Consider the following 24,060-nt stretch of genomic DNA (forward strand, 5'->3'; position numbering starts at 1 on the left):
TATTTCATCATCTAACATTTCATTTTATCAGTAGTGCAATTCACTCATCTGGAAAGATGACAACAAAAAAGAAATGCTTCAATGAATATTTCTGAATTAAGTTTACGAAGGCCGGTTTTGGCGATAGTAATGAACATTGTTATTGTCGTGTTTGGTATTATTGCCTTTAAATTTCTAGGTGTTCGGGATTATCCTGCCATTGACCCACCTAATATTGAAGTACGTACAACTTATTCAGGCGCTAACGCCGATATTATTGAATCGCAGATCACCGAACCGCTCGAAGAGGCCATCAACGGAATCCCCGGAATCAGAAATATAACTTCAACAAGTAGTAACGGTAGCAGCAGCATTAACGTGGAGTTTGAAGTGGGTGCTGATCTTGAAACAGCTGCTAATGATGTAAGGGATAAAGTATCTGCTGCTCAGCGCCAGTTGCCCGATGACCTGGATGCGCCATCTGCCGTTAGTAAAGCCGATGCTAGTGCCGAACCTATTTTGGCGATGACGGTTCAAAGCGATACTAAAAATCCGATGGAGCTTACTGAGTACGCTACGAACGTACTTATTGATATGCTACAAACCATTCCGGGCGTTAGTAGCATAGACACATGGGGTGAAAAGAGATTTGCTATGCGGCTTTGGTTAGACCCCAATAAAATGGCGGCTTTTGACGTCACACCTTCTGATATACAAAATGCCTTGGCCCGGGAAAACATTGAACTACCGTCAGGGAAACTGGCTGGTGAAAACACTGAATTAACTATCAGAACTTTTGGACGGCTTGATACAGAAGAAGAGTTTGCCAATATTATTATCAAAAATGTTAACGGTGCTGATATCCGTGTTCGCAATGTGGCTTCAGTGGTTTTAGGTCCGGAAAATGAGGAGTCGCAATTGAAAGAAAGCGCTATTCCGATGATAGCATTAGCGATCGTTCCTCAACCCGGCGCCAATTATGTATCTATATCTGACGAATTTTATAAGAGGATAGAAAGCATTCGGAATGAAGTTCCTGCTGATATAAAATTGAATATTGCGCTTGATCAGACAGAGTATATAAAGAAATCCATCACCGAAGTTGAAGAAACTTTATTTATAGCAATCGGTCTTGTCGTACTAATTATTTATCTCTTTTTCAGGGATTGGATTCTTTCGATAAGGCCACTGATAGATATTCCTGTTTCTTTGATAGGTGCTTTTTTCATTATGTACATCATGGGCTATACGATCAATGTCTTGTCGTTGCTGGCAATTGTGTTGGCAACAGGTCTTGTGGTTGATGATGGTATTGTGGTTACGGAAAATATATTTAAGAAACTCGAGCAGGGAATGAGTAAGCGAAAGGCTGCGCTTGAGGGTTCGAAAGAAATTTATTTCGCCGTTATTGCAACTTCCATCACGCTGGCAGTTGTATTTCTACCTATCGTTTTTTTACAAGGATTTGTAGGAAGATTATTCAGAGAATTTGGTATTGTAGTGGCGGGTGCTGTATTAATTTCAGCTTTTGTATCGCTTACGTTAACACCGGTATTAAATGTTTTCGTATCTAAAAAGGACGTTCACAAGAAATCGTGGTTTTATAAAAAAACTGAACCCTTTTTTGTCGGCATGGAGAAAGGCTATGAGCGAAGCTTAAAAGCCTTTATGGGTGTATTTCTAACTATTCGTTCGCGCCATGTTCATTGGCTGGCATGGACATTAGTAGCAATTTGTTTTGGAATTATTTTTCTTGTTGGTATGAATATACAGTCTGAATTGGCTCCCATGGAAGATAAGAGCCAGTTCCGGTTGAGTCTCACCGCACCAGAAGGCACATCCTTTACAGCGATGGACAAATTCACTGATGAAGTGTCTCAATTTATAATTGATTCTGTACCCGAGCATGAAATTGCACTTTCGATGGCAGGATCCAGAAGAAGCGGTGGTGTAAATAATGGCTTTGTCCGGGTAAGATTAGTAAAGCCGGGTGATCGTGATAGAAGTCAAAAAGAAATTGTAGAGTACGTAAATAAAGGGGTTTCCAGGTTTACATCCGGACGTGCGTTTGCTTCACAGGATCAGACCATACAGGTAAATCGGCGTGGTGGCCGCGATGTACAATTTGTTTTACAAAATAATAATTTTGACAAACTATCAGAAGTGCTTCCTAAATTTTTAGCTGAAGCAGATCAAAGTAATGTGTTACAGCAGGTAGATGCAGATTTAAAATTTAATAAACCAGAATTAAGAGTAAATGTTGATCGTTTGAAAGCAGCACAATTAGGTGTTTCAATTGAGGATGTGTCGCGCGCTTTGCAAACCGCATACAGTAACCAGCGATTGGGATATTTTACTAAAAGCGGTAAGCAATATCAGGTTATGGCGCAGGTAGATTTTATTAATCGGGATGACCCTGATGATTTGAAAAAATATTTGTGAAAAACAATGCTGGACAAATGATCAGCCTTGATAATATTACAACTGCAGAGGAATCAACCACGCCGCCATCCATTTTTCACTTTAACCGTTATAAGTCGGCAACCATTTCAGCAAGTTTACAGGAAGGCCATACAATTGGAGATGGAGTTGAGGAAATGAACCGCATCGCTCAAAAAGTATTAGACGAATCTTTCACTACTTCTTTAACGGGTACAGCTCGCGATTTTGCTGAAAGCAGCAGCAATACAAGTTTCGCATTTTTGTTAGCGCTGGGATTAATATACCTGATCCTTGCGGCTCAGTTTGAGAGTTTCAGAGATCCTTTTATCATAATGATCACTGTACCGCTGGCTCTTGCAGGTGCATTGTTATCTCTTTGGATATTCGGACAAACGCTTAATATATTTTCTCAAATCGGTATGATCATGCTGATCGGATTAGTAACAAAGAATGGTATCCTCATCGTGGAGTTTTCTAATCAAACCAGGAAGAAAGGTATTGAGAAAAATGAAGCCGTATTATATGCAGCGGGCCAGCGTTTACGTCCCATCTTGATGACAAGCATGGCTATGGCGTTGGGTGCCTTGCCAATCGCATTATCGTTAGGAGCTGCTGCCACCAGCCGGATACCTTTAGGGATAGTGATCGTAGGCGGTATTATTTTTTCTCTGATACTTACGTTATATATTTTACCTTGTATCTACAGTGATCTTTCATCCCGCAAAAAGAGAAAAGAGTTTGAGGAAATGTTAGAAGAAGAAAATAAAGAAAGCGGGCAGCATAAGCTGGAAGAAGCGCGGATGCAGCATTAATAATAACTGTTGTTATAATTTTTAGTTAATATGATTTCGATAAGAACAGTGTTTTTGGGAGTAGTTTATATTTTATGTCATTGTGGAATGGCTCATGCCCAGCGTGTTTTAACCCTGGATGAAGCCATAGCAACTGCATTACAGAATAACTACAATATACAAATAGCTAAAAATGATTCTCTTGTTGCAGCTATCGATTACAGTTATCGCAATGCCGTTTTTTTGCCTTCTGTAAATGCGGAAGCAACAAGAACATTCAATAATAATAGCCAACGGCAAACGCTTGCGGATGGTACAGAACGCAAGTCGAGCCATATACCGTCTAATAATTTACAGGCAAGTATCGGGTTGGATTGGATTCTTTTTGATGGGTTGAGAATGTTTGCCACAAGAGACAAAGCAAAAGTATTGCTGGAAGCAGGTTCTTACACGGCAAAAGAGCAGGTAATAAACACGGTAGCGCAAGTGGTAAATACTTATTACAATATAGCGCGACAGCAACAGTTAGTTCGGGCTACTGATGTTCAGATTAAATTAAACAAAGACAGGGCAAAGCTAGCTCAATATAAATTAGAAATTGGAAGTGGCGCCAAACCTGATGTACTCCAAAGTAAGGTCGATTTGAATGAGCAAATTGCTTTAAAAATGCAGCAGGAAACATTAATTGGCCAGTTGAAGGAGCAGCTGGTACAGGCTATGAACAGTAGTGTAAGAGAGCATGAGTTTGAAGTTCCTGATACAATTCCGTTAAATAAATTCATAGCATTAGGTGACATACAAGATGGTATTGAAAAAACAAATCCAACTTTGTCGCTGGCGCGCACCAATATAGATGTGGCCCAATATACACTTAAGGAAACTAAAGCAGGACTGTGGCCCACTATTTCTTTTGGAACAGCATATAACTATAACCGAACAGTTAACAGACGTGTGTTGAATAATTTCTCTACGTTATTCAATCAACTTAATGGGTACAATTACGGCTTCACTGCATCAGTACCAATTTTTAATCAGTTTAGAGTGCGCCGCCAGATTCGCCAGGACAAACTAAACGTGAATATGCAAGAACTTAACTATGATAATCAAAAATCGCTTGTTTATTTATCTGTAATTAATGCATTTAAAGATTATCAGCAACAACAAAAACTTTTAAGGCTGGAAGAAGAAAGCATACAGCTTGCAGAAGAAAATGTGGGAATTGTTTTTGAAACATACAAATTGGGTGCGGCAACACTGGTTCAACTTCGTGAAGCGCAATTAAGTCTGGCTATGGCTTACGACAGGCTGATCGCAGCTCGTTATAATCTTAAACTTTCTGAAACCGAACTATTAAGACTGAAAGGCGATATTGTTAAATCCAATTAATCTTCTTCCTTCTCAACATAATCGGGCAGAGTACCTTTTTTAAAAGTGAAATGACGTTGCGCCAGGTAACTTATTATTATCACAATAGCCGTGGTGGCTAATTGTCCAAAAGTTGGATAAATATGCAGTACTTCTACTGCAAGTTTTAATAGCACATAATTCAGCAAAAGGTTAAAAAGACAAACCAGAAGATAACGAAACATCTGCACGCGCCCCCTTATTTTGCTGTCGTCAAAAACAACATATTTCATAAGGAAGAATCCCCAAAAAAAGCAGCGGTAAAAGAGATGATGAGTGAAGCAGTATAAGATTCAAAAGCATAAAAGCCCAGGTTTAAATCTTTTGCTTGTAAAATATAGTGGTAAGAAATATAAAATACAACAAGACCGAACACTGTGTTAGAAGCTCCCGAAACTGCATATCTGAAAGTTTGGAGGGGCATCAACTTTTTAAAGGGAGGATAAAAAAGTCAATGATCGGTAATATTAAATTCCTGACACTGTAAAAATGCTGTCTCATCTACTGCGAAGATAGTAGGAAAGACGGGAAGTCGGAAAGACCGAAAGACGGGAAGTTGGAAAGTAAGAACGGAAGTTCGAAGGACTTCAATAAAATGGCAGCCAATCCAATTGCTGGTTTAAAAATATTCGTGCATATATATCTTCCGGACTTCCGGTCTTCCCGTCTTCCCGACTATCTTTGTACCAAAATTATAAAAAGGTATGAGTATTGTTGCGGAATTGAAGCCGGTTATTGTAGCTACTTTAAATGATTTGTATAAGCAAAATTTTACTGAAGATAATATTGCTATAAATATTACCAAGCCAGAATTTGAAGGTGATTACACATTGGTGCTTTTTTCGTTTATTAAACAATTGAAGAAAAAACCTGAAGAGATAGGGGATGAGATAGGCAAGCAGCTTGTGAGTAATTATCCGCAATTAATAACTGCTTATAATGTCATCAAGGGGTTTCTTAATCTTTCTGTTAATGATAATTACTGGAAGCAGTTTCTTCAACAGCATTATCATCAAACAGAACTTTCAATCCCGGAACATGTGTCAAGAAAGATTATGCTGGAATATGCATCGCCAAATACCAACAAGCCTTTGCATTTGGGACATTTGAGAAATATTTTTTGGGCTGGAGTGTATCTGAAATATTAAAAAACAAGGGAATGAAGTTTTCAAAAGCTCAATTTCCAACGACAGGGGTATCCATATTTGTAAATCGATGGTAGCCTGGCAGCAATTTGCAAACGGGCAAACGCCGCAAGAAGCAAGCATTAAAGGCGATCATTTAGTTGGTGATTATTATGTGCTTTTTGGTGCCAAACACAAAGAGCAAATAGCAGCGTTGATTGAAGAGGGAATGACAAAAGAAGAAGCGGATAAAAATACGCCGATTATGAAAGCAGCGCAGCAAATGCTGGTAGATTGGGAGCAGGGAAAAGAGGATGTTGTAGCACTCTGGCAAAAGATGAACAGCTGGGTTTATGAAGGTTTCGGTAAAACATACACCCGCATTGGCGCCGATTTTGACAAGAATTACTACGAAAGCCAAACCTATCTATTAGGTAAAGAATTTGTGCAGGAAGGCTTGAAAAAAATGTGTTTTATCAAAAAGATGATGGTAGTGTTTGGATCGATTTGACATCAGATGGATTAGATGAAAAAATTGTGCAACGTAAAGACGGAACATCCGTTTATATTACACAAGACCTTGGCCTGGCTGATGAAAAATATAAAGATTTTCCTTATGATGAAAGCATTTATGTGATTGCTGATGAACAGAACTATCACATGAAAGTATTGAAACTTATTTTGCAAAAATTAGGAAAACCTTATGCCGATAGCATTCATCATTTAAGTTATGGGTTAGTAGAATTACCCAGCGGCCGCATGAAAACACGCGAAGGAACTGTAGTTGACGCCGATGACTTAATGGACGAATTGGTAAATGTAGCCGCCGCTAAAACAGAAGAACTGGGCAAAGTAAGTGGCTTTTCAGAAGCAGAACTGAAAGAACTTTATGAAACCATTGCTTTAGGCGCTTTAAAGTTTTTTCTGTTAAGAGTTGATCCTAAAAAGCGAATGGTGTTTAACCCTGAAGAAAGTATCGACTTTCATGGTTTTACCGGACCATTTATACAATACACACATGCCCGCATTAAATCGGTGTTGAGAACTGAAACTATTGCTGATACTTCCATTAACACAGATTTATTGCCTCTCGAAAAAGAATTAGTATTTCTATTGGAACAATTTGGCGTAACGATACAACAGGCTGCGACAGAATTTAACCCGTCGCTGTTAGCTATTTATGCATTCAACCTTTCCAAATTGTTTAATAGCTTTTATGCCGCACATTCTATACGTAATGCAGAAAGCGAAGAGAAAAAGCAATTACGGTTAAAAATCAGTTTGCTTACTGCAAAGACTATAGCAGCAACTATGAAGTTGTTGGGAATAAAAGTGCCGGAAAGAATGTAGGGAATTGCAATATTGATTTGAAAAATAATTACAGGAATATTTTCTTAATGTAAAATCACTGTTCCCAATTGGTCCGTTATTTCACGTTCCATATCTTTTAATGAGCGGTGAATAAAATGCAGCTCGCGAAACTTTTCAAAATTTTTGTCAAGCTCCATGTCCTGCTGGTTTTGCAGCAACATGCGTTTGATTTTTTTAGCTTTAGATAACGAATGGCAGAAATAACAATGTCCTTCGTTCTGTCTTCCGAAATCAGTTTAAAGGCATTCAATTCATCCTCATTTCCATCAGCAACCGTTCGCACAAATTCATCATAAGCTTGTTGAAAAAGTTTTCGTTGATATCCTGTATTTTGGCCTGCTTTTTCTATCCACTTTTTACTTTCTTCATAAGGATGGTTCAATAATGAAATAACAAAAGTGCTTAACGCCTTGTCATCATGATAAATAAAGTATTTATCATTAAATAATTCCGGACGGCTTTGCAACAGTTCTTTAATAGCATGAACCAGTTGATATACATCTTTGTCTTCAATGTCCAGCTCATCAATTTCATTGAAAATGAATTCAGCCATTAATGTTTTATCATCCCAATGTCTGTGGCCATATTCCAATAAGATGCGTGCCAGTTCGCGTTCCTGGAGCTGATCTTTGAACAACATATCGAAAGTTGTATCATCGAAATTAGATGCTTCAGCTTTTGCAGCATTTTCTTTACCAGCACTGGTTACGACAGCTTTTCTTTCCTGCACAGAAATACGATCCCTGATATATTTATTCACTAAAGCATTCAGGCCGGTTTCGTCAATGCCCAAAATGGTTGAAGACTGCTTAATATAATCTTGTTGTTTAGTAAAATCTTCAACCTTATTAACACGCGAAATTGATTCCGCAATTTTATTAACCAGCTCCGATTTTTTTACTGGATCGTTTCCAACGTCTTTCAGCGACAACTCTAACTGGAAAAGTATGAAGTCTTTTTTATTTGCCTGAATAAATTCAATAAATGTTGAGGCGCCAACTTTGTTCACATAACTATCGGGGTCTTCTCCATCAGGAATCAATACCAGCTTCACGTTTAAGCCTTCTTCCAATGCCAGATCAAGTCCGCGCAAAGCAGCTTTCACACCTGCGCTGTCACCATCATAAATAATGGTAAGGTTGTTTGTGTATTTCTTTACAAGTCTTAATTGGTCAATAGTTAGCGATGTACCGCCTGATGCTACTACATTTTCAATACCTGCCTGATGCAATGATACTACATCGGTGTAACCCTCTACCAACAGGCATTCGTCCGCTTTATCAATGGCAGTACGTGCAAAATAAGAGCCGTAAAGGATTTTGCTTTTTACATACAATTCATTTTCCGGTGTGTTAATATACTTTGGCGCTTTTTCGTTTGTTTTTAATATACGGGCACCAAATCCAATTACTTTTCCGCTGTTATTATGAATAGGAAATATAACGCGGCCCCGGTAATTATCCTGTAAGTTACCGTTACGCTCTGCAATCAATCCTGATTTTAAAAGCAGCTCTTTATTATATTGATTGGATAATGCTTCGTCCGTAAAAGCCGTTCTTGCTTCCGGCGAATAACCCAACCTGAATTTTTCAATAATGCCTTCTCTAAAGCCCCTTTCTTTAAAATAACTCAGGCCAATATCGCGCCCTTCTTCTGTTGTAAAAAGCTGATCGATAAAAAACTTTTCTGCAAAGCTGTTAATAATAAAAAGGCTATCTGCTGTTTGAAATTGTTCTTTCTGTTCCGGGCTCACAAATGTTTCCTCTACCTCAACGCTGTACTTATTAGCCAGCCATTTCAATGCTTCTACATAATTATATTTTTCATGTTCCATCACAAAGCTGATGGTATTGCCGCTTTTGCCGCAACCAAAACATTTATATATTTCCTTAGATGGAGAAACCGTGAATGATGGTGTTTTCTCGTTATGGAATGGGCAGTTGCCAAGATAATTGGCGCCGCGTTTTTTCAGTTTTACAAATTCGCCCACCACATCAATAATATCAATGCGCGAAAGAATTTCCTGTATAGTTTGTTGTGAAATCAAGGGCTTCGAAATTAAGCAATTTAAAGAAGAATAATGAAGCCAGCGACAGTGCAACTATTGAGCGAATTTGCGACGCTCCGTTGATTTGAAGTGCTTATGGCATCATCGGGCTCTTCGCAACCTGGTCTGACCGTCCCGGTCTGACCAATAAAAAAGAAGAATAATTCTGCATGAGATTATGGTTAAGGTTTGGCGATGGTATAGGGCATAATATATATCTTCTACCCAAACGTCAGCCCTGCAATGCCCAGTCTACTGTTGTGCGCTCGGCATTTTTACTCTGTCAATTATGTTGTTTATAATGACAAGATTTGCATACTGAAACGATCCATTCAATTGGTTCTTTTCCAATGTTCCTCTTTGCGTATCTTTTGTGATGAACCTGAGTTGCACGTTCTCCACAATATACGCATTACCAATTATCTCGTTTGAGTACTACGTATCGTTTTCGCTGCCATCCATCTGATTTAAGATATACGTTTCTATAATAATCACGTCTTTGTTTACGTCTTCTGTCAAATAGCCAACGATTAAATAGAAATATTGTTATTCCAACAACTATTATGAGGAAACCTTCCATACTCATTTATTTCTTCTTAATTGGAGCAAGTAGCAAATAAAAAATCCATGCGAACCAAGAAACAAAAATCACCGCTAAAATCCAAGCTAATTTTTCGCTTCCCGTAGTTCTACGAGAACAGGCTATACTCAAAATTGGTAAAATCCAAATGAAAGAGATAATTCCTAAAATGATTAATGCAGAGAGTCCTGAATTGTCCATATTTTGCAGTTTAAATCATTTGATTTTAAGGGTGTGTCCCCTCTGCTGACGCACAACATATTTATTTGCAAAATCGTCTTTCAAAGTTTTACTTTCGACAACTGTTTTCCAATATCGTGAAACGCTTTTTCTATTTTCTTTTTCTTAGAGGTGTCAATTTTTTATTACCGCTTATATAATTTGCCATTAAAGGCTGGGGCATACCAACTCTTCTTGAAAAAGCAGAAATATTAATTTCCGGAATATTCTTTAATGCCTTATGCAATGTTGTCTCTTTCTTTTTAGCCGTTTTAATAAATCCTTCAAAACTAAGGTCTTCATCAATTTCTTCCCAATGAACTCCAATATTATCTGTTTCAAAACTTTCTCTTTGTTTTTTTGAGGCAAATTTTAATGTCGGATATTCTTCAAATAGCTCATAATATTCGGCACCGTTCTTTGTTTTTATATGAATGGCCTTATCATCTGTCCAAACCTTTATTACTTCAATTTTCGGCATATTATTATTTATTAAAAAATCTATTCCAGTGATCGATAATTACACTCTTATTGTCTTTTATGACATTTTCTGCAATTTCAAATCACTTATTTTCAAACCGTTATTTTCCAACAACTGTATTTTAGGAACAACCTGAAACTTTGCAAACTCTTTCAATTTTCCTTTTCCCTTAATCACATGAATATGTATTGGCTCGTGATCGTTACTAAAAAACATAAATCGGAGCCCAAAGAATATGAATATGGTTGGCATCGACACAAAGGTAATAAAATTATAACCAAAAATTATTCCAACTTCTTCAACTCAATATTTCTAAAATCTATAGGCTGTCCTTCACTTTGCAAAGCTATGTAGCCGCTTTTCAATGGTTTGCCGTCTGTTTTTTGCTGGGGATCATATCGGTTAGCTACACCACCGCCAATGCTGGGTTTGGAGTATTGCAAAACAGTATCGCCATTAATAATATGAGTAATTAAAGAGTCTTCCAAAACGATCAATTCAGCCGTTACCCATTCGCCGGGTGGATATGTTTTAGAAGTAGAGTTCAGGCAATGGCCATTGTATTTAACCCCTGGTAAACGATCTCTGTTCCAGGTGAACACATATTGCCTGTTGGCCGCGGTTCGCCATCGGGTAATCCTGCTAAAAACTGCATCTCTACAGATATTGGCCAGTCCTGCTCTTTAGGCATCGTGCGCGGGTCCTGCGAATGATACATAACGCCGCTGTTCAAAATAGTGTAGGAGGGAGCGTCCTTCCGCCATTCGCCGGTAAACCGGTATTCAAGCTTTAAATGGTATTTAGAAAAAGGCGTTTTATAATAAAGGTGTCCGTATTTTTCATTAAAAACATCGTAGCCATCATAGCGAACTTTTATCATGCCGTCCTCCACTCTGAAAGTTTTGGCGTAATTATCACCTGTTTCATAATGATGAATTTTTACAAACCAGTCATCAAGGTTTTTGCCATTAAAAAGCGAAATCCATTCAGACTTTTGATCTGATTTTTTTGACGCTTTTGGCGAGCAAGAAGAAATAAATAGGATCGATAATAAAAATGCTGCAACCGATATTTTCCGCATGATAAAAATTTACAGCAAAATAAGCTGTTTTGATTTCAATTCTGCTATTTACAATAGGTAAAATAAAAACAGCTATCAAAGTGATAGCTGTAATAATATTTTTTCAAAAATCTAACTGAGCTTATGCATCAAAGCTCAAACACACTTCCAGTTCTCTGGGCGTATAAGCCATGCCGTATTGCTTCAATACATCATCAGGAACACCATTCCATTGATTGGGCTTATTTCCGGCATACCCCAAATCCTTAACACCCATTTCTGATGTATAAAATCCGGTGGCTGTCAGATCGCGTATCGTTGAAAAGAAAGCAACGCCTTGAGTTAGTTCAGACTTGCCTTTGGCCCTTTCAGGATAAGCGATTAAATCGACCACTTCAATTCTTTGCTGCTCACTGCAATCTTTAAATGATTTGTTGAATTTTTTCAAACAAAACATGTCAAGCCATTTAAGCCCGCCACGCATAGGTACTTGAAATTTAGGTTGATCTTTTACTGTAAACTCAATAAAATCGGGCACCTTAGCTTCGCTGGCGCTGCCGCTTACGGCGTCTTTTGGAATAATAATATCTCCCAATATCGTAATTGTTGCTATTTCATGTTCGTTAAAAAACTTCGGCATATTTTCTAAAGCCTTCAGTTCTTGCAATTCGTCTTCATATCGGTGAACGCCGGGTTTGAAGGCCTCCTTTGCAGCCTCTTCTTTCTTTTCACCAGGTTTACAGCCTGCTGCCAGTGTTGCAGAAGCAAGTGCGCTTGCTGCTATATATTTTAGAGATTCTCTACGTTTCATTTTAATCAGTTGTTGTGATGACAGTTAACAGATGACAGAGACAGTTCTTTCTATCAACTGTCATCTGCCAACCGTCAACTATAAATTTTGTTTTTTCATTTCATCAATAATATATTCGCTGGCTCTCATGCTCAGCGCCAAGATGGTCCAGGTAATATTTTTATCTGCCTGAGAAGTAAACTGGCTGCCGTCTACACAAAACAGATTGTTGCAATCGTGCGCCTGGCTCCACTTGTTCAGGGCTGATGTTTTAGCATTGTCGCCCATACGCGCTGTACCTGCTTCGTGAATGATGTATCCCGGTTTGTCAAGGCCATATTTATTTTCCGGAGTGCCATCGTCTCCCCAGGTAATTACAGCACCCATATTGTGCATCATTTCTCTGAATGTTTCTTTCATGTGTTTGGCCTGCTTAATCTCGTGATCACTTTGGGTTACATCAAAGCGCAACACGGGAATACCATATTTATCAACCGTATTAGGGTCTATTTCACATTTGTTATGTTCAAAAGCTACTGCCTCTCCGCGCCCTGCCATACCCACATTTGCACCATAGAAATAACGCTGATCTTCTTTTAAAGATGCCCCGTAACCACCCGCTTCTTTTTTCTTTCCGTTTACAGCATATTTGCCATTTATACCTTGCATGCCCATTCCAAAGCCATAAGCAGGTTGTCCAAAGCCGCCCCAATATTCAATATGGTAGCCACGCGGAAAATCAAGTTTTTTATTATCCAGCCACCACGGTGTGTAAACGTGCATACCACCCACCCCGTCTTCATTATATCTTTTCCGGCCAAATAATTCAGGAAGATAGCCACCCATTGCGGTACCATTACTATCCTGTAAATATTTGCCCACTACATTGCTGCTATTGGCTAAACCATTTGGATGGCGCTGTGACTTGGAGTTTAATAAAAGTCTCGCTGTTTCGCAGGCGCTGGCTGCAAGTATTACAACTCTGCCGTCAACTTGGTATTCGAGCATATCTTCTTTACTTACATAAGATACGCCAGTTGCCTTGCCATTATCATCAGTAATTACTTCCCTTGCCATCGCATCAGCAATCACTTCTAATTTACCTGTTTTTAAAGCTGGATAAATTAATACGTTTGGAGATGAAAAGTCGGCCTTAGCCATACTACAGTTTCTGCCACACTGCGCACAGAAAAAGCATGCTCCTCGCTCTTTATTTATTGTTTTAGTAAGAATAGACAACCTTGAAGGAATGACAGGGACATTCGACTTCGCAGCTCCCTTTTTTATAAAAAGCTCGTGTAATCTGGCCTTGGGTGGGGAAGAAATATGCCATCTGGCTCATTCGGAAGATTTTCAACACTTCCAAATATCCCGATCAGTTTATCTACTTTATCGTAATAAGGTTTGATATCATCGTAAGTAATAGGCCAGTCTGCACCCACACCGTCATTACTGTAACCTTTAAAATCTTTGGGGCCAAATCGGAGAGAAATGCGCCCCCAGTGGTTTGTTCGGCCACCAAGCATTCGTGCTCTAAACCATTCCCATTCCGTTCCGGAAGCACGCGTGTAGGGCTCACCTTCGATTTCCCATCCACCATAGCAGGCATCAAAATCTCCGAATGGCCTGTATTTAGTGGCGCGTCCGCGACGGGGCGAATCCCATGGATTTTTTAACTGGAAAATTTCTTTTTGAGGATCGTACATGGGACCAGCTTCCAACATACATACACTCAATCCTGCATTAGCAAGTACGTAAGCAGCCATTCCGCCTCCAGCTCCAGATCCTACTATCACTACGTCGTACTTTTTTGGTTGCTTTTTAATTTGTAAATCGGCCATTTAGCAAAGTTATTTTTTCGAGAATTAAAGATACAATGATACAACGATGAAATAAAATGTGCAAAATCTATTTTGCAAAATTTTGGCAAAATGATCATAATCATTAAACTTTGGGGAACAATCAGGAGTTAATGCGCAACAGGTCTTCGTTATTTTTTGTGTTCTTATTGATTATTATCATTGCTTTGCTTGCTTATTTTCTTGGAAAGAAGAGTGCCTCGAAAACAGTCGACAATGTAGTAATGAACGATGTTTTGATCAAGCAGATCGCTGAACTTTCGGCTTTGGAAGTTCAGGGTAATGCGAGTATTAAAAGCAGTAATATAAAAGACGATGGTAGTGTCTCTGACAATTTTAAGAAATTGTTTATGGAAAGAACCTTTAATATTTCAGTACCTTACGTTGCAAAATATGGTATCAATCTGAATAATCAGAAAATAAATATTGAAGAAAAGAATAAGCAAGTATATATCGTTTTACCCAACCCTAAGCTGCTTAGCTATGAACTTCTTTTGAATAGATCAAGTGCCGCATCCCGCAAAGGTTTTTTTGAAACAAGCGACGAGGAAGCTTACAATAAACTGATGCAGAAGCTGTATACGCAATCTAAAGCTCAACTTGAAGCCAACACGGGTTATCAACAACAATCGAAAGAGAAAATAAGAAAAATAATACAGGATTATTACGCTCCTCTAAATTTTAATGTGGAAGTTACATTTGTAAGTGACCTTAAAAGCAGGGTAGTGGATGAACAACGACAATAACAACTAATAGTGGTATTTTTAAAATCGAATTTTATTTATTTATCAACTTTACACGCAGTATGAAAAAAATCTTTTCAATTCTCGTAGAAATTTTATCAGGAATGCAGCCGTAGTTGGAGCCGGTGTAACCATTGTGCCAAGAAGTGTGCTTGGGCGTGGCTTTGTGGCACCCAGCGATAAATTGAACATAGCCGGTATTGGCGCAGGCGGCAAAGGGGAAAGCGATATAGCCGAAATGGCAAAAAGCCCCCATGTAAATATTGTAGCCTTGTGTGATGTAGACGACAGGCAGGCTGTTAATTCTCGTAAGAAGTTTCCCAAAGCAAATTATTACAAGGACTTCAGAGAAATGCTACAAAAAGAAAAAAACAATATTGATGCATGTACCATTAGTACGCCTGATCATACTCATGCTGTAGCCACTTTAGCTGCCATGCAATTAGGGAAACATGTGTACACGCAAAAACCTTTAACGCATGATATTTATGAGGCGCGTATTTTGGCACAAGCTGCTAAAAAATATAAAGTAGTTACTCAAATGGGTAACCAGGGCGCTTCTGGAGATGGAGTTAGACAATCAAAAGAAATTTGCGAAGCAGGTATAATTGGAGATGTTTATGAAGTGCACGCCTGGACTAATCGCCCGATATGGCCACAGGGTGTTCCAAAGCCTACAGGCAACCATCCTATACCGAAAGAACTTGACTGGAATCTTTGGCAAGGCACTGCGAAAGCCGATGATTACAACCCGGCTTATGTACCCTTTAACTGGCGCGGTTTCTGGGCTTATGGAACAGGTGCATTAGGCGATATGGCTTGTCATATTATGGATCCGATATATCGTATTCTACCGATTTTATATCCCGAATCTGCAGAGTGTAGTATCGCCAATCAGTGGACAGGTATGAACCAACCTGCCAATAATAATTTTAGTTGTCCAACTTCTTCTATCATTCACCTGGTATATCCAAGATTAGATAAAAAAGGAAAAATAAACGTATCCTGGTATGATGGAGGTTTATTGCCTCAAAGGCCAGAAGAGTTATTAGCAGACGAAGAACTGGGCAACTGGGATGGCGGTTGCTTATTTGTTGGAACAAAAGGCAAATTGTTGATGGATTGTTATGGTGCTAAGCCACGGTTGTTACCAACAAAGGTGATGAAGGAAACAACAATGCCTAAGGCAACTTTAAAGCGCGTACCCGAAGGGCATTATTTGCAGTGGGTAAACGCCTGTATAGCTGGTTATGGAAAAGGTGAAACCAGCTCTCCGTTTGAATATGCGGGTCCGTTCACAGAAAGCCTTTTAATGGGTAATCTGGCCATTAGAAGTGCGATGTATATGGATCCAACTGTTTCCGGATGGGGTAAAGATCCATTTACTGGTCGTAAAAAATTACTGTGGGATGCCGAGAATATGAAGGTTACCAACTTTGATGTTGCCAACCAATTTGTGAAGAGAGAATACAGGGATGGTTGGGGCACTTTAACGTTGTAATCTATCGTTTTTATAAATACTTATTTAATCTCCCGTTGCAAAGCGGGAGATTTTTTTACTGCTAAAAATAAAGGCTGTCCATAATTGACAGCCTTTAACAATATTATGATTACCTGAAATAGTTACTGTTTTAAATAATAAGCTTTTTGATCATCACCAGTAGTTTGTACCACGTTTTTAACAACAGGTTTTGGGCCTACAGTTACTTCGGATGCTTCTGGAGCGGCTAATTGAGCTAAAGTAGGCGCGATAACTAAAGAAACGATCGACATTAGTTTGATCAGGATATTCATCGACGGGCCTGATGTATCTTTTAATGGATCACCAACTGTGTCACCTGTAACTGATGCTTTATATGGTTCAGAGTTTTTGTAATACATGACGCCATTAATTTCGACACCTTTTTCGAAAGATTTTTTCGCATTATCCCACGCACCGCCGGCATTATTTTGAAACATTCCCAATAATACACCACTAACAGTGGCACCAGCCAGGAAGCCTCCAAGCGCTTCAGCGCCGAGGCCTGGAAGAAACCCTATTACTAAAGGAGAAATAATAGCTATAGTTCCTGGAACGATCATCTTTTTAATAGATGCTTCGGTAGATATTTCAACACATTTATCATATTCGGGTTTTCCGGTACCTTCCATAATTCCGGGAATAGTTCGGAATTGCCGCCTCACTTCTTCCACCATCGCCATTGCGGCTTCACCTACAGCACGAATGGCCAAAGCTGAAAACAGGAACGGAATCATAGCGCCAACAAATAAGCAGGCCAGTACATTAGCTTTGTAAATATCAATTCCATCAATACCCGCAACACCAACAAAGGCAGCAAATAAAGCAAGTGCAGTTAACGCTGCCGAAGCGATGGCGAAGCCTTTTCCTGTAGCAGCCGTAGTGTTTCCAACTGCATCCAGTACGTCTGTTTTTTCACGTACGTCTTTTGGCAGTTCGCTCATTTCTGCAATACCGCCAGCGTTATCTGCTATTGGTCCAAAAGCGTCAATCGCTAATTGCATAGCTGTTGTAGCCATCATCGCCGCGCCGCAATGGCAACGCCATATAAACCGGCACAGGCAAACGAGCCCCAAATACCACCAGCTAAAACAAGAATGGGTAAGAAAGTTGACTCCATACCGAGAGCCAAACCTCCAATTACATTAGTTGCGTGGCCGGTTGAAGATTTTTTAATGATCCTGTTTACAGGGCGCTTGCCCATCGCAGTGTAGTATTCAGTGATGATGCTCATTAGCGCACCAACCAGTAAACCTACGCCAATCGCGCCTAATACACCATATTTTGTAAAGACAAAACCTCGCAGTTCCATTTGATCCGGTAATAGCCAAAGTACAAGACCCACAGATGCCAAAGCTGTAAGTATCATTGATCCCCAATTGCCCATGTTCAAAGCCTTCTGAACGGTTTGAGTTGTAATACTTGCAGTCTCACTGATCCTAACGAACAATGTACCAATTATAGAAAGTAATATTCCAACACCAGCAATCAGCATGGGTAATATAATAGGAGAGAACCCTTCTAAGGCATCGTTTGCGCTTAATATATTGATCTGTTGCCCTAATACAATTGTTGCGAGAACAGTAGCGACATAAGAACCGAATAAATCAGCACCCATTCATTCCTGCTACATCTCCTACATTGTCGCCCACATTATCAGCAATAGTTGCAGGGTTGCGAGGATCATCTTCCGGTATACCGGCTTCAACTTTTCCTACCAAATCAGCGCCTACATCAGCAGCCTTGGTATAAATACCCCCACCAACACGAGCAAATAATGCAATTGATTCTGCTCCGAGAGAAAACCCAGTCAATACCTCAATGGTCTGGATCATTTCTGCAGAGTTTAAAGATGCACCCGGAGCGAAATAATGTTTGAATATGATGTACAGCCCGCCCAGGCCTAAAACTGCCATGCCCGCAACACCAACGCCCATAACAGCACCACCGCCAAATGAAACATTTAATGCTTTTTTAAGCTGCTTCGTGCTGCGTGCGCTGTACGCACATTTGCTAAGGTGGCAGAACGCATTCCTATATAACCGGCCAGTGCACTTAGAACTGCACCTATCACAAACGCTACAGAAATAAGCCAATGTGAATGTGGATTTGTTTGTGCTAATACCGCCAGCAATATACCAACTACTATTACGAAATATGCCAATATTTTCCATTCTGCTTTTAGAAAAGCCATAGCACCTACACTAATATAGTTGCTGATCTCTTTCATTCTCGGTGTACCGGCATCTTGCTTCGAAACCCACTTAAATTTAAAATACGTGTACAGTAAGCCAATGATGGCCATCACGGGAACCAGATAAATGATGTGTTGCATATAATTATAAATCCTGTCTATTTTGGCAAGGTTGCAAATATAAGTGAAGCAATTAAATTGTTATGGTTTATTTCGATGTAACAAAAGAAGGCTTTCGTTTAATTAATTTTAGCTTAAAACCTGGCATGTTTATATTTCTTCGAACTGAATTCTGTTTTCTTTTAATTTCGTTAAAACCGGGTCATATACCTCCTTTATTATGGGTATATGAAGGCCTGTAATGTTTATTTTGTTTTTGATTATCAATTCGGTAGCAATGGCTAATGGGAATCCTACTGTTTTGGCCATGGCTGTATTTTGATCTTCATCACCTTTCACAATCATACAGCTTTTTATTGATTTTTTTGTATTATTCAATTTATAGTCAATTTCGTGCAGCATTACGATCATGTCTTTATCATGCTTATTCAACTTCAGCTTTGTTTCCAAAAGATGTTGAAGAATTGTTGCCGAAGACGAGGATACGGACTTGGGAATTATTATTTCATCGTCAATGCCTAAGTATGAAAACAGCTGTTTAATGAGTTCCTGGTCAGCTGGCTCAACACTTTGGGCAAGAAAACCTGAAAAACTGTTCACTTGTGCGAAACGCTTTAAAGAATAGATAAGCCAATCTACAGACCGCATATTCTCAAAATCTGGCAATATTGAAACGTCTGTCAATCCTGCTTTGGCAATATTGTACCATCCTTTGCAAAAATCAGGATGCCTGAGTGTTGTTCTGATAAATGTATCTGCTTCTTCAAGTCCATACAATGTTGCGTAAGCAGAAGAATCACGATTGGGATAAAAGGCATATTGGCCTAAACCAGGAACCAACACTTCGTCGCAATTTTTAAATATGTCGGGGTAAACAATGTTTTTAAAATTCCCATTCTGCTTAAAAGAGGCACCTGTTTTTCCTGCATTTACAACATTGGCGGGGTTCCATGTTATTTTATAATGCCAGGGATTATCATCATTTTCAGGTGCTATTAAACCTCCGCAATGAGACTTAAAACTGGTGATCGCTCCACCTTCTGCATGAATATTATCGATCAGCAGCATGGCACTCATATGATCTATTCCCGGATCGAGCCCCATTTCGCATAAAAAAAGAAGCCCGTTTTGCTTAATATCATTATCAAGTGCTTTTACTTTTTCATCGAGGTAAGAGGCCGTCAGTAAATTTTTTCTTACAAGCCACACAATCATACGCTACTAAATGATGCAGATTTGGTGGCAACATAGAAATTATAATGTCAGCACTTTGTATTGCTTGTTTTCTTTCCTCATTATTATTGATATTAAAGGAAAGAGCTCTTGCATTGGGGTGGTTTTTTATTTTTGATCGAGCTAATTGTATATCTGCATCTACTACCGTTACTAACCAATCATTTTTTGCTGATTGGGAGATAAGATGGCTTATTAAAACTGTGGCTGATCTTCCTGCACCGAAAATAAGAATATGATGTGAGTAGGTCAATAGTCAATGGTTAATGGTGAATTGTATTTTTCATGATTTAGCGGCGACTATTTTGTTGATGTATAATCGGGACGATAAACCGAGCGTGGCAACGAAGCTGATAGTAGCACCGTAGCTGGTCCACAAAAAAAGCTACCATTAAGGTAGCTTTAATTATTTGAAAAGCAAGTATGCTACTTCTTTTTTTGGATTTCGATTTCGATTTTTTTGCAGGAGCCGATTTGCTTTTTTCATCAGCTAATTGAACGGCTTTGTAAGCATTCACAATACCTCCATACACTGATATGTCCGACATCATGGCCTCACTGTCTTCACCAGGAACAGCAACTTTTGCGGTTGGCTTGCTTACACTATTTTCGATAATTTCTTTAACCTGTACTGCAGTGAGGTCAGGATAATAGCTCATTATAAGCGCTGCCAGGCCAGAAACCACGGGGGCTGCCATACTTGTGCCCTGAAGGTTAGCATAGGAGTTGCCACCAGGTGTTGTAGAATAAATTTTTACACCAGGAGAAAATACATCAACTTCTTTTTTACCATAGTTGGAAAAGCTTGCTGTTAATCCGCCTGCTTTTTTGTCGCCGCTGGCACCAATAGTTATCCAGTTGCTTGGTCTTTGTCCGTCTACGAACGTAGCGGACGGAAAATTGAATGCAGTGTCAATGTTAGCCGCATCGTTACCAGCTGCATGTACCATTAAAACATTTTTGCTTGCGGCATATTTTACTGCTTCATCTACCCATTTTTTTCAGGAGAATAGCCTTTACCAAAACTCATATTAATAACTCTTGCACCATTGTCAACTGCATAGCGTATAGCTAATGCAATATCTTTATCATGCTCATCACCGTCTGGCACAGCTCTTATGCTCATTAGTTTTACATTATCGGCAACACCATCCATGCCAAAACCATTGTTGCGTGCTGCACCGATAATGCCGGCTACGTGTGTTCCATGAAGCGCAGATTCATTATCTACCAGCACGTTTCCATTTCCATAGTATTTATCATTAAAGTCGTTGTAATTATCTCCCACAACATCACTTCTATAGTTTTTCGGTGCTTGCTCTGCGATAGTTGCTTTGTCAAGATCTTTTTGGATCTCTTCCATCAGCATTTTACTACTGATATCGTCGTTGTCGTTGCCTTTGCAAGCGCTCATTAATATTTGCTTAACCTTTGTTGCCGAAGCTGCTAACGGTGTATAAGCTGCTAAATCTTTACATGTGTAAACTTCTTTTTCAAGTCAGCCCTTATTACAGAATCTCCTTCTCTGAACACTTCAGACATTAGTTTTAAGAATTCGGTTTCCTGAGTGTTGGAATTAGTTTTTTCGATTCCTTCTTTTGCCCTCAGCCACATCTTATAATCATATTTATCACTAGCGGAAATTTCACTTTCAGATTTTCCTTCAAATTTTGATTTGAATTTCCAGTAAACTCTTGCTTCTTCAAAGGAGTCTTTGGTTACATTCTGTTTACCGTCTTTACTTCCCAAAAAGTTCCATCCATGTATATATCATCTATATAACCATTTTTATCATCATCGATACCATTTCCCGGAATTTCTTTTTCGTTAACCCAAAGCACTGGTTTTAAATCTTCATGTGTTGTATCAATACCAGAATCCACGATACCAACAATAACTGTTGAACTTTTAAGGCCTTTTGATTTTAGAAAATCATAAGCCTGGTCAACGCTAATTCCATAAAGGCTGTCCTTTTGAAGATCTTTTAAATGCCACCCTTTGGGAACTGACTCCTGAGCTGATGCTAAAGAGAAGGTGCCTGTGGCTAAAACAATACCTAATACACTAAGTAATCTATTCATGCAAAACAATTATTTAAATAAACAAACTACAAAAATATAGCTAACATCTTAAAAATTATCATAAAATGATAAACGGCGGAGTTTGGGTATCAGTGGTTACAGGTCGCTGGTTGCTGGTTTCAAGATAACAACCTTCAACCTAACTTGTAACCAGAAACCTGTAACCAGCAACTAATTCATCATCCAATATCAAACTTAATCCCTTGCGCTAAAGGCAGCTGATCACTATAATTAATAGTATTGGTTTGCCTGCGCATATAATTCTTCCAGGCATCGCTGCCGCTTTCACGGCCTCCGCCTGTTTCTTTCTCACCGCCAAAGGCGCCCCCAATTTCGGCGCCTGATGTGCCAATGTTTATATTTGCGATGCCGCAATCGCTACCGGAGGGAGAAAGGAAATGTTCAGCTTCGCGAAGATTATTGGTCATTATGGAAGAAGAAAGTCCCTGCGGGACAGCGTTCTGGATTTGAATGGCTTCTTCAAGTGTTTTGTATTTCATAAGGTAAAGGATCGGAGCAAAGGTCTCAGCGTGTACAATTGGTAAATGATGCTCTACCTCTGCAATGCAGGGCTTAACATAGCAACCACTTTGGTATTCGCCTCCTTCCAATACGCCACCTCCGATAATAAAATTACCGCCTTGTTTTTTGCATTCATCAATAGCATTAAGGTATGCATTAATTGCATCTTTATCTATGAGCGGGCCAACGTGATTTTCCGTATTAAGAGGATCTCCAATCCTTAGTTGTCCATAAGCCTTTACCAGTTTTTCTTTGAAGTTTTCGTATATATCTTCGTGGATGATCAGTCTTCTGGTGCTGGTGCATCGTTGTCCTGCTGTACCAACCGCACCGAAAAGCGCAGCGGGAATCGCGATGTTCAAGTCTGCGTCTTTCGATATAATGATTGCGTTATTGCCACCAAGTTCAAGTAACGAACGACCCAATCTTTGCGCCACATTTGCTGCCACAGCCTTACCCATTCGGGTTGAGCCTGTCGCAGAAATTAAAGGTATTCTTTCATCTTTTGAAAGCCATTCGCCTGCTTCTTTAGTTCCTATTATTATACTGCTGACACCTTCCGGAACGTTATTCTCAGCGAAGACTTTTGAAATTATATTCTGACAAGCAATAGCGCATAAAGGTGTTTTTTCAGATGGTTTCCAAATGCATGTATCGCCGCAAACCCATGCCAGCATAGCATTCCAGCTCCATACAGCAACAGGAAAGTTAAATGCGGATATAATTCCTACAACACCAAGCGGATGATATTGCTCATACATTCTATGTGCAGGCCTTTCACTGTGCATTGTTAAGCCATGCAATTGCCTGCTAAGGCCTACTGCAAAATCGCAGATATCGATCATTTCCTGAACTTCGCCTAACCCTTCCTGCAAACTTTTGCCCATTTCATAAGAAACCAATTTTCCAAGAGGCTCTTTATATTGCCTTAACGCTTCGCCAATTTGCCTTACCACTTCTCCGCGTTTTGGGGCAGGCCAAAGCCGCCATTGTAAAAATGCATCACTTGCCTGCTGTACTATTTCATCATAATCAACAGGTGTCGTAATTTTTACAGATGCAATTCGTTCTCCATCGACAGGAGAGAAGGAGTGTATTGTTTCGCCGGATGCGGAATCATTATTGATTTTTTGAATGCCAAGCGTGTTAAGGAAATTCATAGATATATTTTTGCTTCTCTATAAAGTTATGATGTTTATCAATAGTTTTATTATGATCTGGCGGATTTGCAGGTATCTAAAGTTTGTACTACTATTTAAAACTTACTTTTAAGTAACTTACCGCTATTATTATTCTCGAATTTAAAAAGAATGAATAAAGTGTTAATGGGAACAAGTAATAGCAAAACCATATTTGATTCGTCAATAGTTTGTTTAGTTATATACATATTCATTAACAGCCTCTTTGTCTTCAAGTATGGAAGCCGCCAATCTTATATAAATCCTTTGTTATTAACAATAGGCATTTCGCTGTTCTATGTTTTTTAATCTTGTTCTTCTAT

General features: G+C 39.2%; 23 protein-coding genes and 3 pseudogenes. 7 read left to right on the plus strand and 19 right to left on the minus strand.

Going from position 1 to position 24,060, the window contains the following annotated elements:
- The first annotated feature begins 129 nt into the window (after positions 1-129).
- Together MKP09_RS12545 and MKP09_RS12550 are read left to right on the plus strand one after the other, a co-directional pair.
- Positions 130-3,233: pseudogene (locus tag MKP09_RS12545) on the plus strand (efflux RND transporter permease subunit).
- Positions 3,234-3,287: 54 nt separating this feature from the next.
- Positions 3,288-4,598, plus strand: a complete 1,311-nt coding sequence (locus tag MKP09_RS12550; protein ID WP_240830358.1) for a TolC family protein — start codon at positions 3,288-3,290, stop codon at positions 4,596-4,598.
- Here MKP09_RS12550 and MKP09_RS12555 read toward each other — a convergent pair.
- On the minus strand, positions 4,595-4,849 hold the full coding sequence (locus MKP09_RS12555) for a GtrA family protein (protein ID WP_240830360.1): 255 nt from the start codon (positions 4,847-4,849) through the stop codon (positions 4,595-4,597). The two genes, MKP09_RS12550 and MKP09_RS12555, sit on opposite strands and share 4 nt — an antisense overlap.
- Before the next feature lie 471 nt (positions 4,850-5,320).
- Between MKP09_RS12555 and MKP09_RS12560 the strand changes: the two genes are divergently transcribed.
- The 3 genes from MKP09_RS12560 to argS all read left to right on the plus strand — a co-directional run bounded on the left by MKP09_RS12560 (position 5,321) and on the right by argS (position 7,090).
- The gene (locus MKP09_RS12560; protein ID WP_240830361.1) at positions 5,321-5,764 is read left to right on the plus strand and encodes a DALR anticodon-binding domain-containing protein; all 444 of its coding nucleotides are present in this window, start codon (positions 5,321-5,323) and stop codon (positions 5,762-5,764) included.
- Between the two features lie 67 nt (positions 5,765-5,831).
- On the plus strand, positions 5,832-6,251 hold the full coding sequence (locus tag MKP09_RS12565; protein ID WP_240830363.1) for a hypothetical protein: 420 nt from the start codon (positions 5,832-5,834) through the stop codon (positions 6,249-6,251).
- Positions 6,209-7,090, plus strand: coding sequence for an arginine--tRNA ligase domain-containing protein (argS, locus tag MKP09_RS12570; RefSeq protein WP_240830365.1), 882 nt, complete (start codon positions 6,209-6,211; stop codon positions 7,088-7,090). The genes MKP09_RS12565 and argS overlap by 43 nt, the downstream gene beginning before the upstream one ends.
- 97 nt (positions 7,091-7,187) lie before the next feature.
- Here the strand turns inward: argS and dnaG are convergent, their stop codons facing one another.
- The 10 genes and pseudogenes from dnaG to MKP09_RS12600 form a co-directional block, all read right to left on the minus strand.
- Entirely contained in the window at positions 7,188-9,158 is a 1,971-nt protein-coding gene (gene dnaG / locus MKP09_RS12575; protein ID WP_240830368.1) for a DNA primase, read from the minus strand.
- Positions 9,159-9,441: 283 nt separating this feature from the next.
- A pseudogene (locus tag MKP09_RS28105) lies at positions 9,442-9,558 on the minus strand (HNH endonuclease); the annotation flags it as partial.
- Positions 9,559-9,744: 186 nt separating this feature from the next.
- Positions 9,745-9,939, minus strand: a complete 195-nt coding sequence (locus MKP09_RS28110) for a PLDc N-terminal domain-containing protein (protein WP_394801059.1) — start codon at positions 9,937-9,939, stop codon at positions 9,745-9,747.
- 130 nt (positions 9,940-10,069) lie between these two features.
- Positions 10,070-10,438 (minus strand): DUF2442 domain-containing protein, encoded by a 369-nt coding sequence (locus tag MKP09_RS12580; protein ID WP_240830369.1) that lies wholly within the window; start codon positions 10,436-10,438, stop codon positions 10,070-10,072.
- 57 nt (positions 10,439-10,495) lie between these two features.
- Entirely contained in the window at positions 10,496-10,690 is a 195-nt protein-coding gene (locus MKP09_RS28115) for a DUF4160 domain-containing protein (RefSeq protein WP_394801060.1), read from the minus strand.
- A gap of 32 nt (positions 10,691-10,722) precedes the next feature.
- Positions 10,723-11,040 (minus strand): 3-keto-disaccharide hydrolase, encoded by a 318-nt coding sequence (locus tag MKP09_RS27395; RefSeq protein ID WP_317235313.1) that lies wholly within the window; start codon positions 11,038-11,040, stop codon positions 10,723-10,725.
- Positions 10,983-11,519 (minus strand): 3-keto-disaccharide hydrolase, encoded by a 537-nt coding sequence (locus MKP09_RS12585; protein ID WP_262915347.1) that lies wholly within the window; start codon positions 11,517-11,519, stop codon positions 10,983-10,985. The genes MKP09_RS27395 and MKP09_RS12585 overlap by 58 nt, the downstream gene beginning before the upstream one ends.
- 121 nt (positions 11,520-11,640) lie before the next feature.
- On the minus strand, positions 11,641-12,309 hold the full coding sequence (locus tag MKP09_RS12590) for a gluconate 2-dehydrogenase subunit 3 family protein (RefSeq protein WP_240830370.1): 669 nt from the start codon (positions 12,307-12,309) through the stop codon (positions 11,641-11,643).
- Positions 12,310-12,387: 78 nt separating this feature from the next.
- Positions 12,388-13,527, minus strand: a complete 1,140-nt coding sequence (locus MKP09_RS12595) for a GMC oxidoreductase (RefSeq protein WP_394801061.1) — start codon at positions 13,525-13,527, stop codon at positions 12,388-12,390.
- A gap of 44 nt (positions 13,528-13,571) precedes the next feature.
- Complete coding sequence (locus MKP09_RS12600) at positions 13,572-14,129, minus strand: FAD-binding protein (protein WP_240830372.1); 558 nt, start codon at positions 14,127-14,129, stop codon at positions 13,572-13,574.
- A 110-nt stretch (positions 14,130-14,239) separates the two neighbouring features.
- On the opposite strand from MKP09_RS12600, the gene MKP09_RS12605 reads away from it, so the two are divergent.
- Both MKP09_RS12605 and MKP09_RS12610 read left to right on the plus strand, forming a co-directional pair.
- Positions 14,240-14,893, plus strand: coding sequence for a DUF4230 domain-containing protein (locus tag MKP09_RS12605; protein ID WP_240830373.1), 654 nt, complete (start codon positions 14,240-14,242; stop codon positions 14,891-14,893).
- A 133-nt stretch (positions 14,894-15,026) separates the two neighbouring features.
- Positions 15,027-16,391 carry a Gfo/Idh/MocA family protein gene (locus tag MKP09_RS12610; protein ID WP_394801062.1) on the plus strand — a complete coding sequence of 455 codons (1,365 nt, stop codon included), beginning with the start codon at positions 15,027-15,029 and terminating at the stop codon, positions 16,389-16,391.
- A gap of 122 nt (positions 16,392-16,513) precedes the next feature.
- On the opposite strand, the pseudogene MKP09_RS28120 reads toward MKP09_RS12610, so the two are convergent.
- From MKP09_RS28120 to amaB, 8 genes and pseudogenes are all read right to left on the minus strand, one after another.
- Positions 16,514-18,744, minus strand: a pseudogene (locus MKP09_RS28120) (sodium-translocating pyrophosphatase).
- A 129-nt stretch (positions 18,745-18,873) separates the two neighbouring features.
- Positions 18,874-19,938, minus strand: coding sequence for a saccharopine dehydrogenase C-terminal domain-containing protein (locus tag MKP09_RS12635; protein WP_240830377.1), 1,065 nt, complete (start codon positions 19,936-19,938; stop codon positions 18,874-18,876).
- Positions 19,886-20,209 carry a saccharopine dehydrogenase NADP-binding domain-containing protein gene (locus tag MKP09_RS12640; RefSeq protein ID WP_240830378.1) on the minus strand — a complete coding sequence of 108 codons (324 nt, stop codon included), beginning with the start codon at positions 20,207-20,209 and terminating at the stop codon, positions 19,886-19,888. The genes MKP09_RS12635 and MKP09_RS12640 overlap by 53 nt, the downstream gene beginning before the upstream one ends.
- 37 nt (positions 20,210-20,246) lie before the next feature.
- A complete protein-coding gene (locus tag MKP09_RS26100; protein ID WP_262915348.1) occupies positions 20,247-20,906 on the minus strand; it encodes a S8 family serine peptidase in 660 nt (219 codons plus the stop codon).
- 38 nt (positions 20,907-20,944) lie between these two features.
- Positions 20,945-21,370, minus strand: coding sequence for a S8 family serine peptidase (locus MKP09_RS26105; RefSeq protein ID WP_262915349.1), 426 nt, complete (start codon positions 21,368-21,370; stop codon positions 20,945-20,947).
- Positions 21,371-21,420: 50 nt separating this feature from the next.
- The gene (locus MKP09_RS12650) at positions 21,421-21,705 is read right to left on the minus strand and encodes a hypothetical protein (protein WP_240830379.1); all 285 of its coding nucleotides are present in this window, start codon (positions 21,703-21,705) and stop codon (positions 21,421-21,423) included.
- Positions 21,675-22,037, minus strand: coding sequence for a hypothetical protein (locus MKP09_RS12655; RefSeq protein ID WP_240830380.1), 363 nt, complete (start codon positions 22,035-22,037; stop codon positions 21,675-21,677). Before MKP09_RS12655 ends, MKP09_RS12650 begins: the two co-directional genes overlap by 31 nt.
- Positions 22,038-22,216: 179 nt before the next feature.
- Complete coding sequence (amaB, locus tag MKP09_RS12660; protein ID WP_240830381.1) at positions 22,217-23,719, minus strand: L-piperidine-6-carboxylate dehydrogenase; 1,503 nt, start codon at positions 23,717-23,719, stop codon at positions 22,217-22,219.
- Positions 23,720-24,060 lie beyond the last annotated feature (341 nt).

The organism is Paraniabella ginsengisoli (assembly GCF_022513635.1).
GTDB lineage: Bacteria > Bacteroidota > Bacteroidia > Chitinophagales > Chitinophagaceae > Niabella > Niabella ginsengisoli.

What these genes read in the sequence shown, in the direction of transcription:
- MKP09_RS12555 (WP_240830360.1), bottom strand. Translation starts at nt 4,849, where the DNA reads ATGAAATATGTTGTTTTTGACGACAGCAAAATAAGGGGGCGCGTGCAG.
- MKP09_RS12560 (WP_240830361.1), top strand. Translation starts at nt 5,321, where the DNA reads ATGAGTATTGTTGCGGAATTGAAGCCGGTTATTGTAGCTACTTTAAAT.
- MKP09_RS12565 (WP_240830363.1), top strand. Translation starts at nt 5,832, where the DNA reads ATGGTAGCCTGGCAGCAATTTGCAAACGGGCAAACGCCGCAAGAAGCA.
- MKP09_RS28110 (WP_394801059.1), bottom strand. Translation starts at nt 9,939, where the DNA reads ATGGACAATTCAGGACTCTCTGCATTAATCATTTTAGGAATTATCTCT.
- MKP09_RS12580 (WP_240830369.1), bottom strand. Translation starts at nt 10,438, where the DNA reads ATGCCGAAAATTGAAGTAATAAAGGTTTGGACAGATGATAAGGCCATT.
- MKP09_RS28115 (WP_394801060.1), bottom strand. Translation starts at nt 10,690, where the DNA reads ATGCCAACCATATTCATATTCTTTGGGCTCCGATTTATGTTTTTTAGT.
- MKP09_RS12585 (WP_262915347.1), bottom strand. Translation starts at nt 11,519, where the DNA reads ATGCGGAAAATATCGGTTGCAGCATTTTTATTATCGATCCTATTTATT.
- MKP09_RS12590 (WP_240830370.1), bottom strand. Translation starts at nt 12,309, where the DNA reads ATGAAACGTAGAGAATCTCTAAAATATATAGCAGCAAGCGCACTTGCT.
- MKP09_RS12600 (WP_240830372.1), bottom strand. Translation starts at nt 14,129, where the DNA reads ATGGCCGATTTACAAATTAAAAAGCAACCAAAAAAGTACGACGTAGTG.
- MKP09_RS12635 (WP_240830377.1), bottom strand. Translation starts at nt 19,938, where the DNA reads ATGATTGTGTGGCTTGTAAGAAAAAATTTACTGACGGCCTCTTACCTC.
- MKP09_RS26100 (WP_262915348.1), bottom strand. Translation starts at nt 20,906, where the DNA reads ATGGTACATGCAGCTGGTAACGATGCGGCTAACATTGACACTGCATTC.
- MKP09_RS26105 (WP_262915349.1), bottom strand. Translation starts at nt 21,370, where the DNA reads ATGAGCGCTTGCAAAGGCAACGACAACGACGATATCAGTAGTAAAATG.
- MKP09_RS12655 (WP_240830380.1), bottom strand. Translation starts at nt 22,037, where the DNA reads ATGAATAGATTACTTAGTGTATTAGGTATTGTTTTAGCCACAGGCACC.
- amaB (WP_240830381.1), bottom strand. Translation starts at nt 23,719, where the DNA reads ATGAATTTCCTTAACACGCTTGGCATTCAAAAAATCAATAATGATTCC.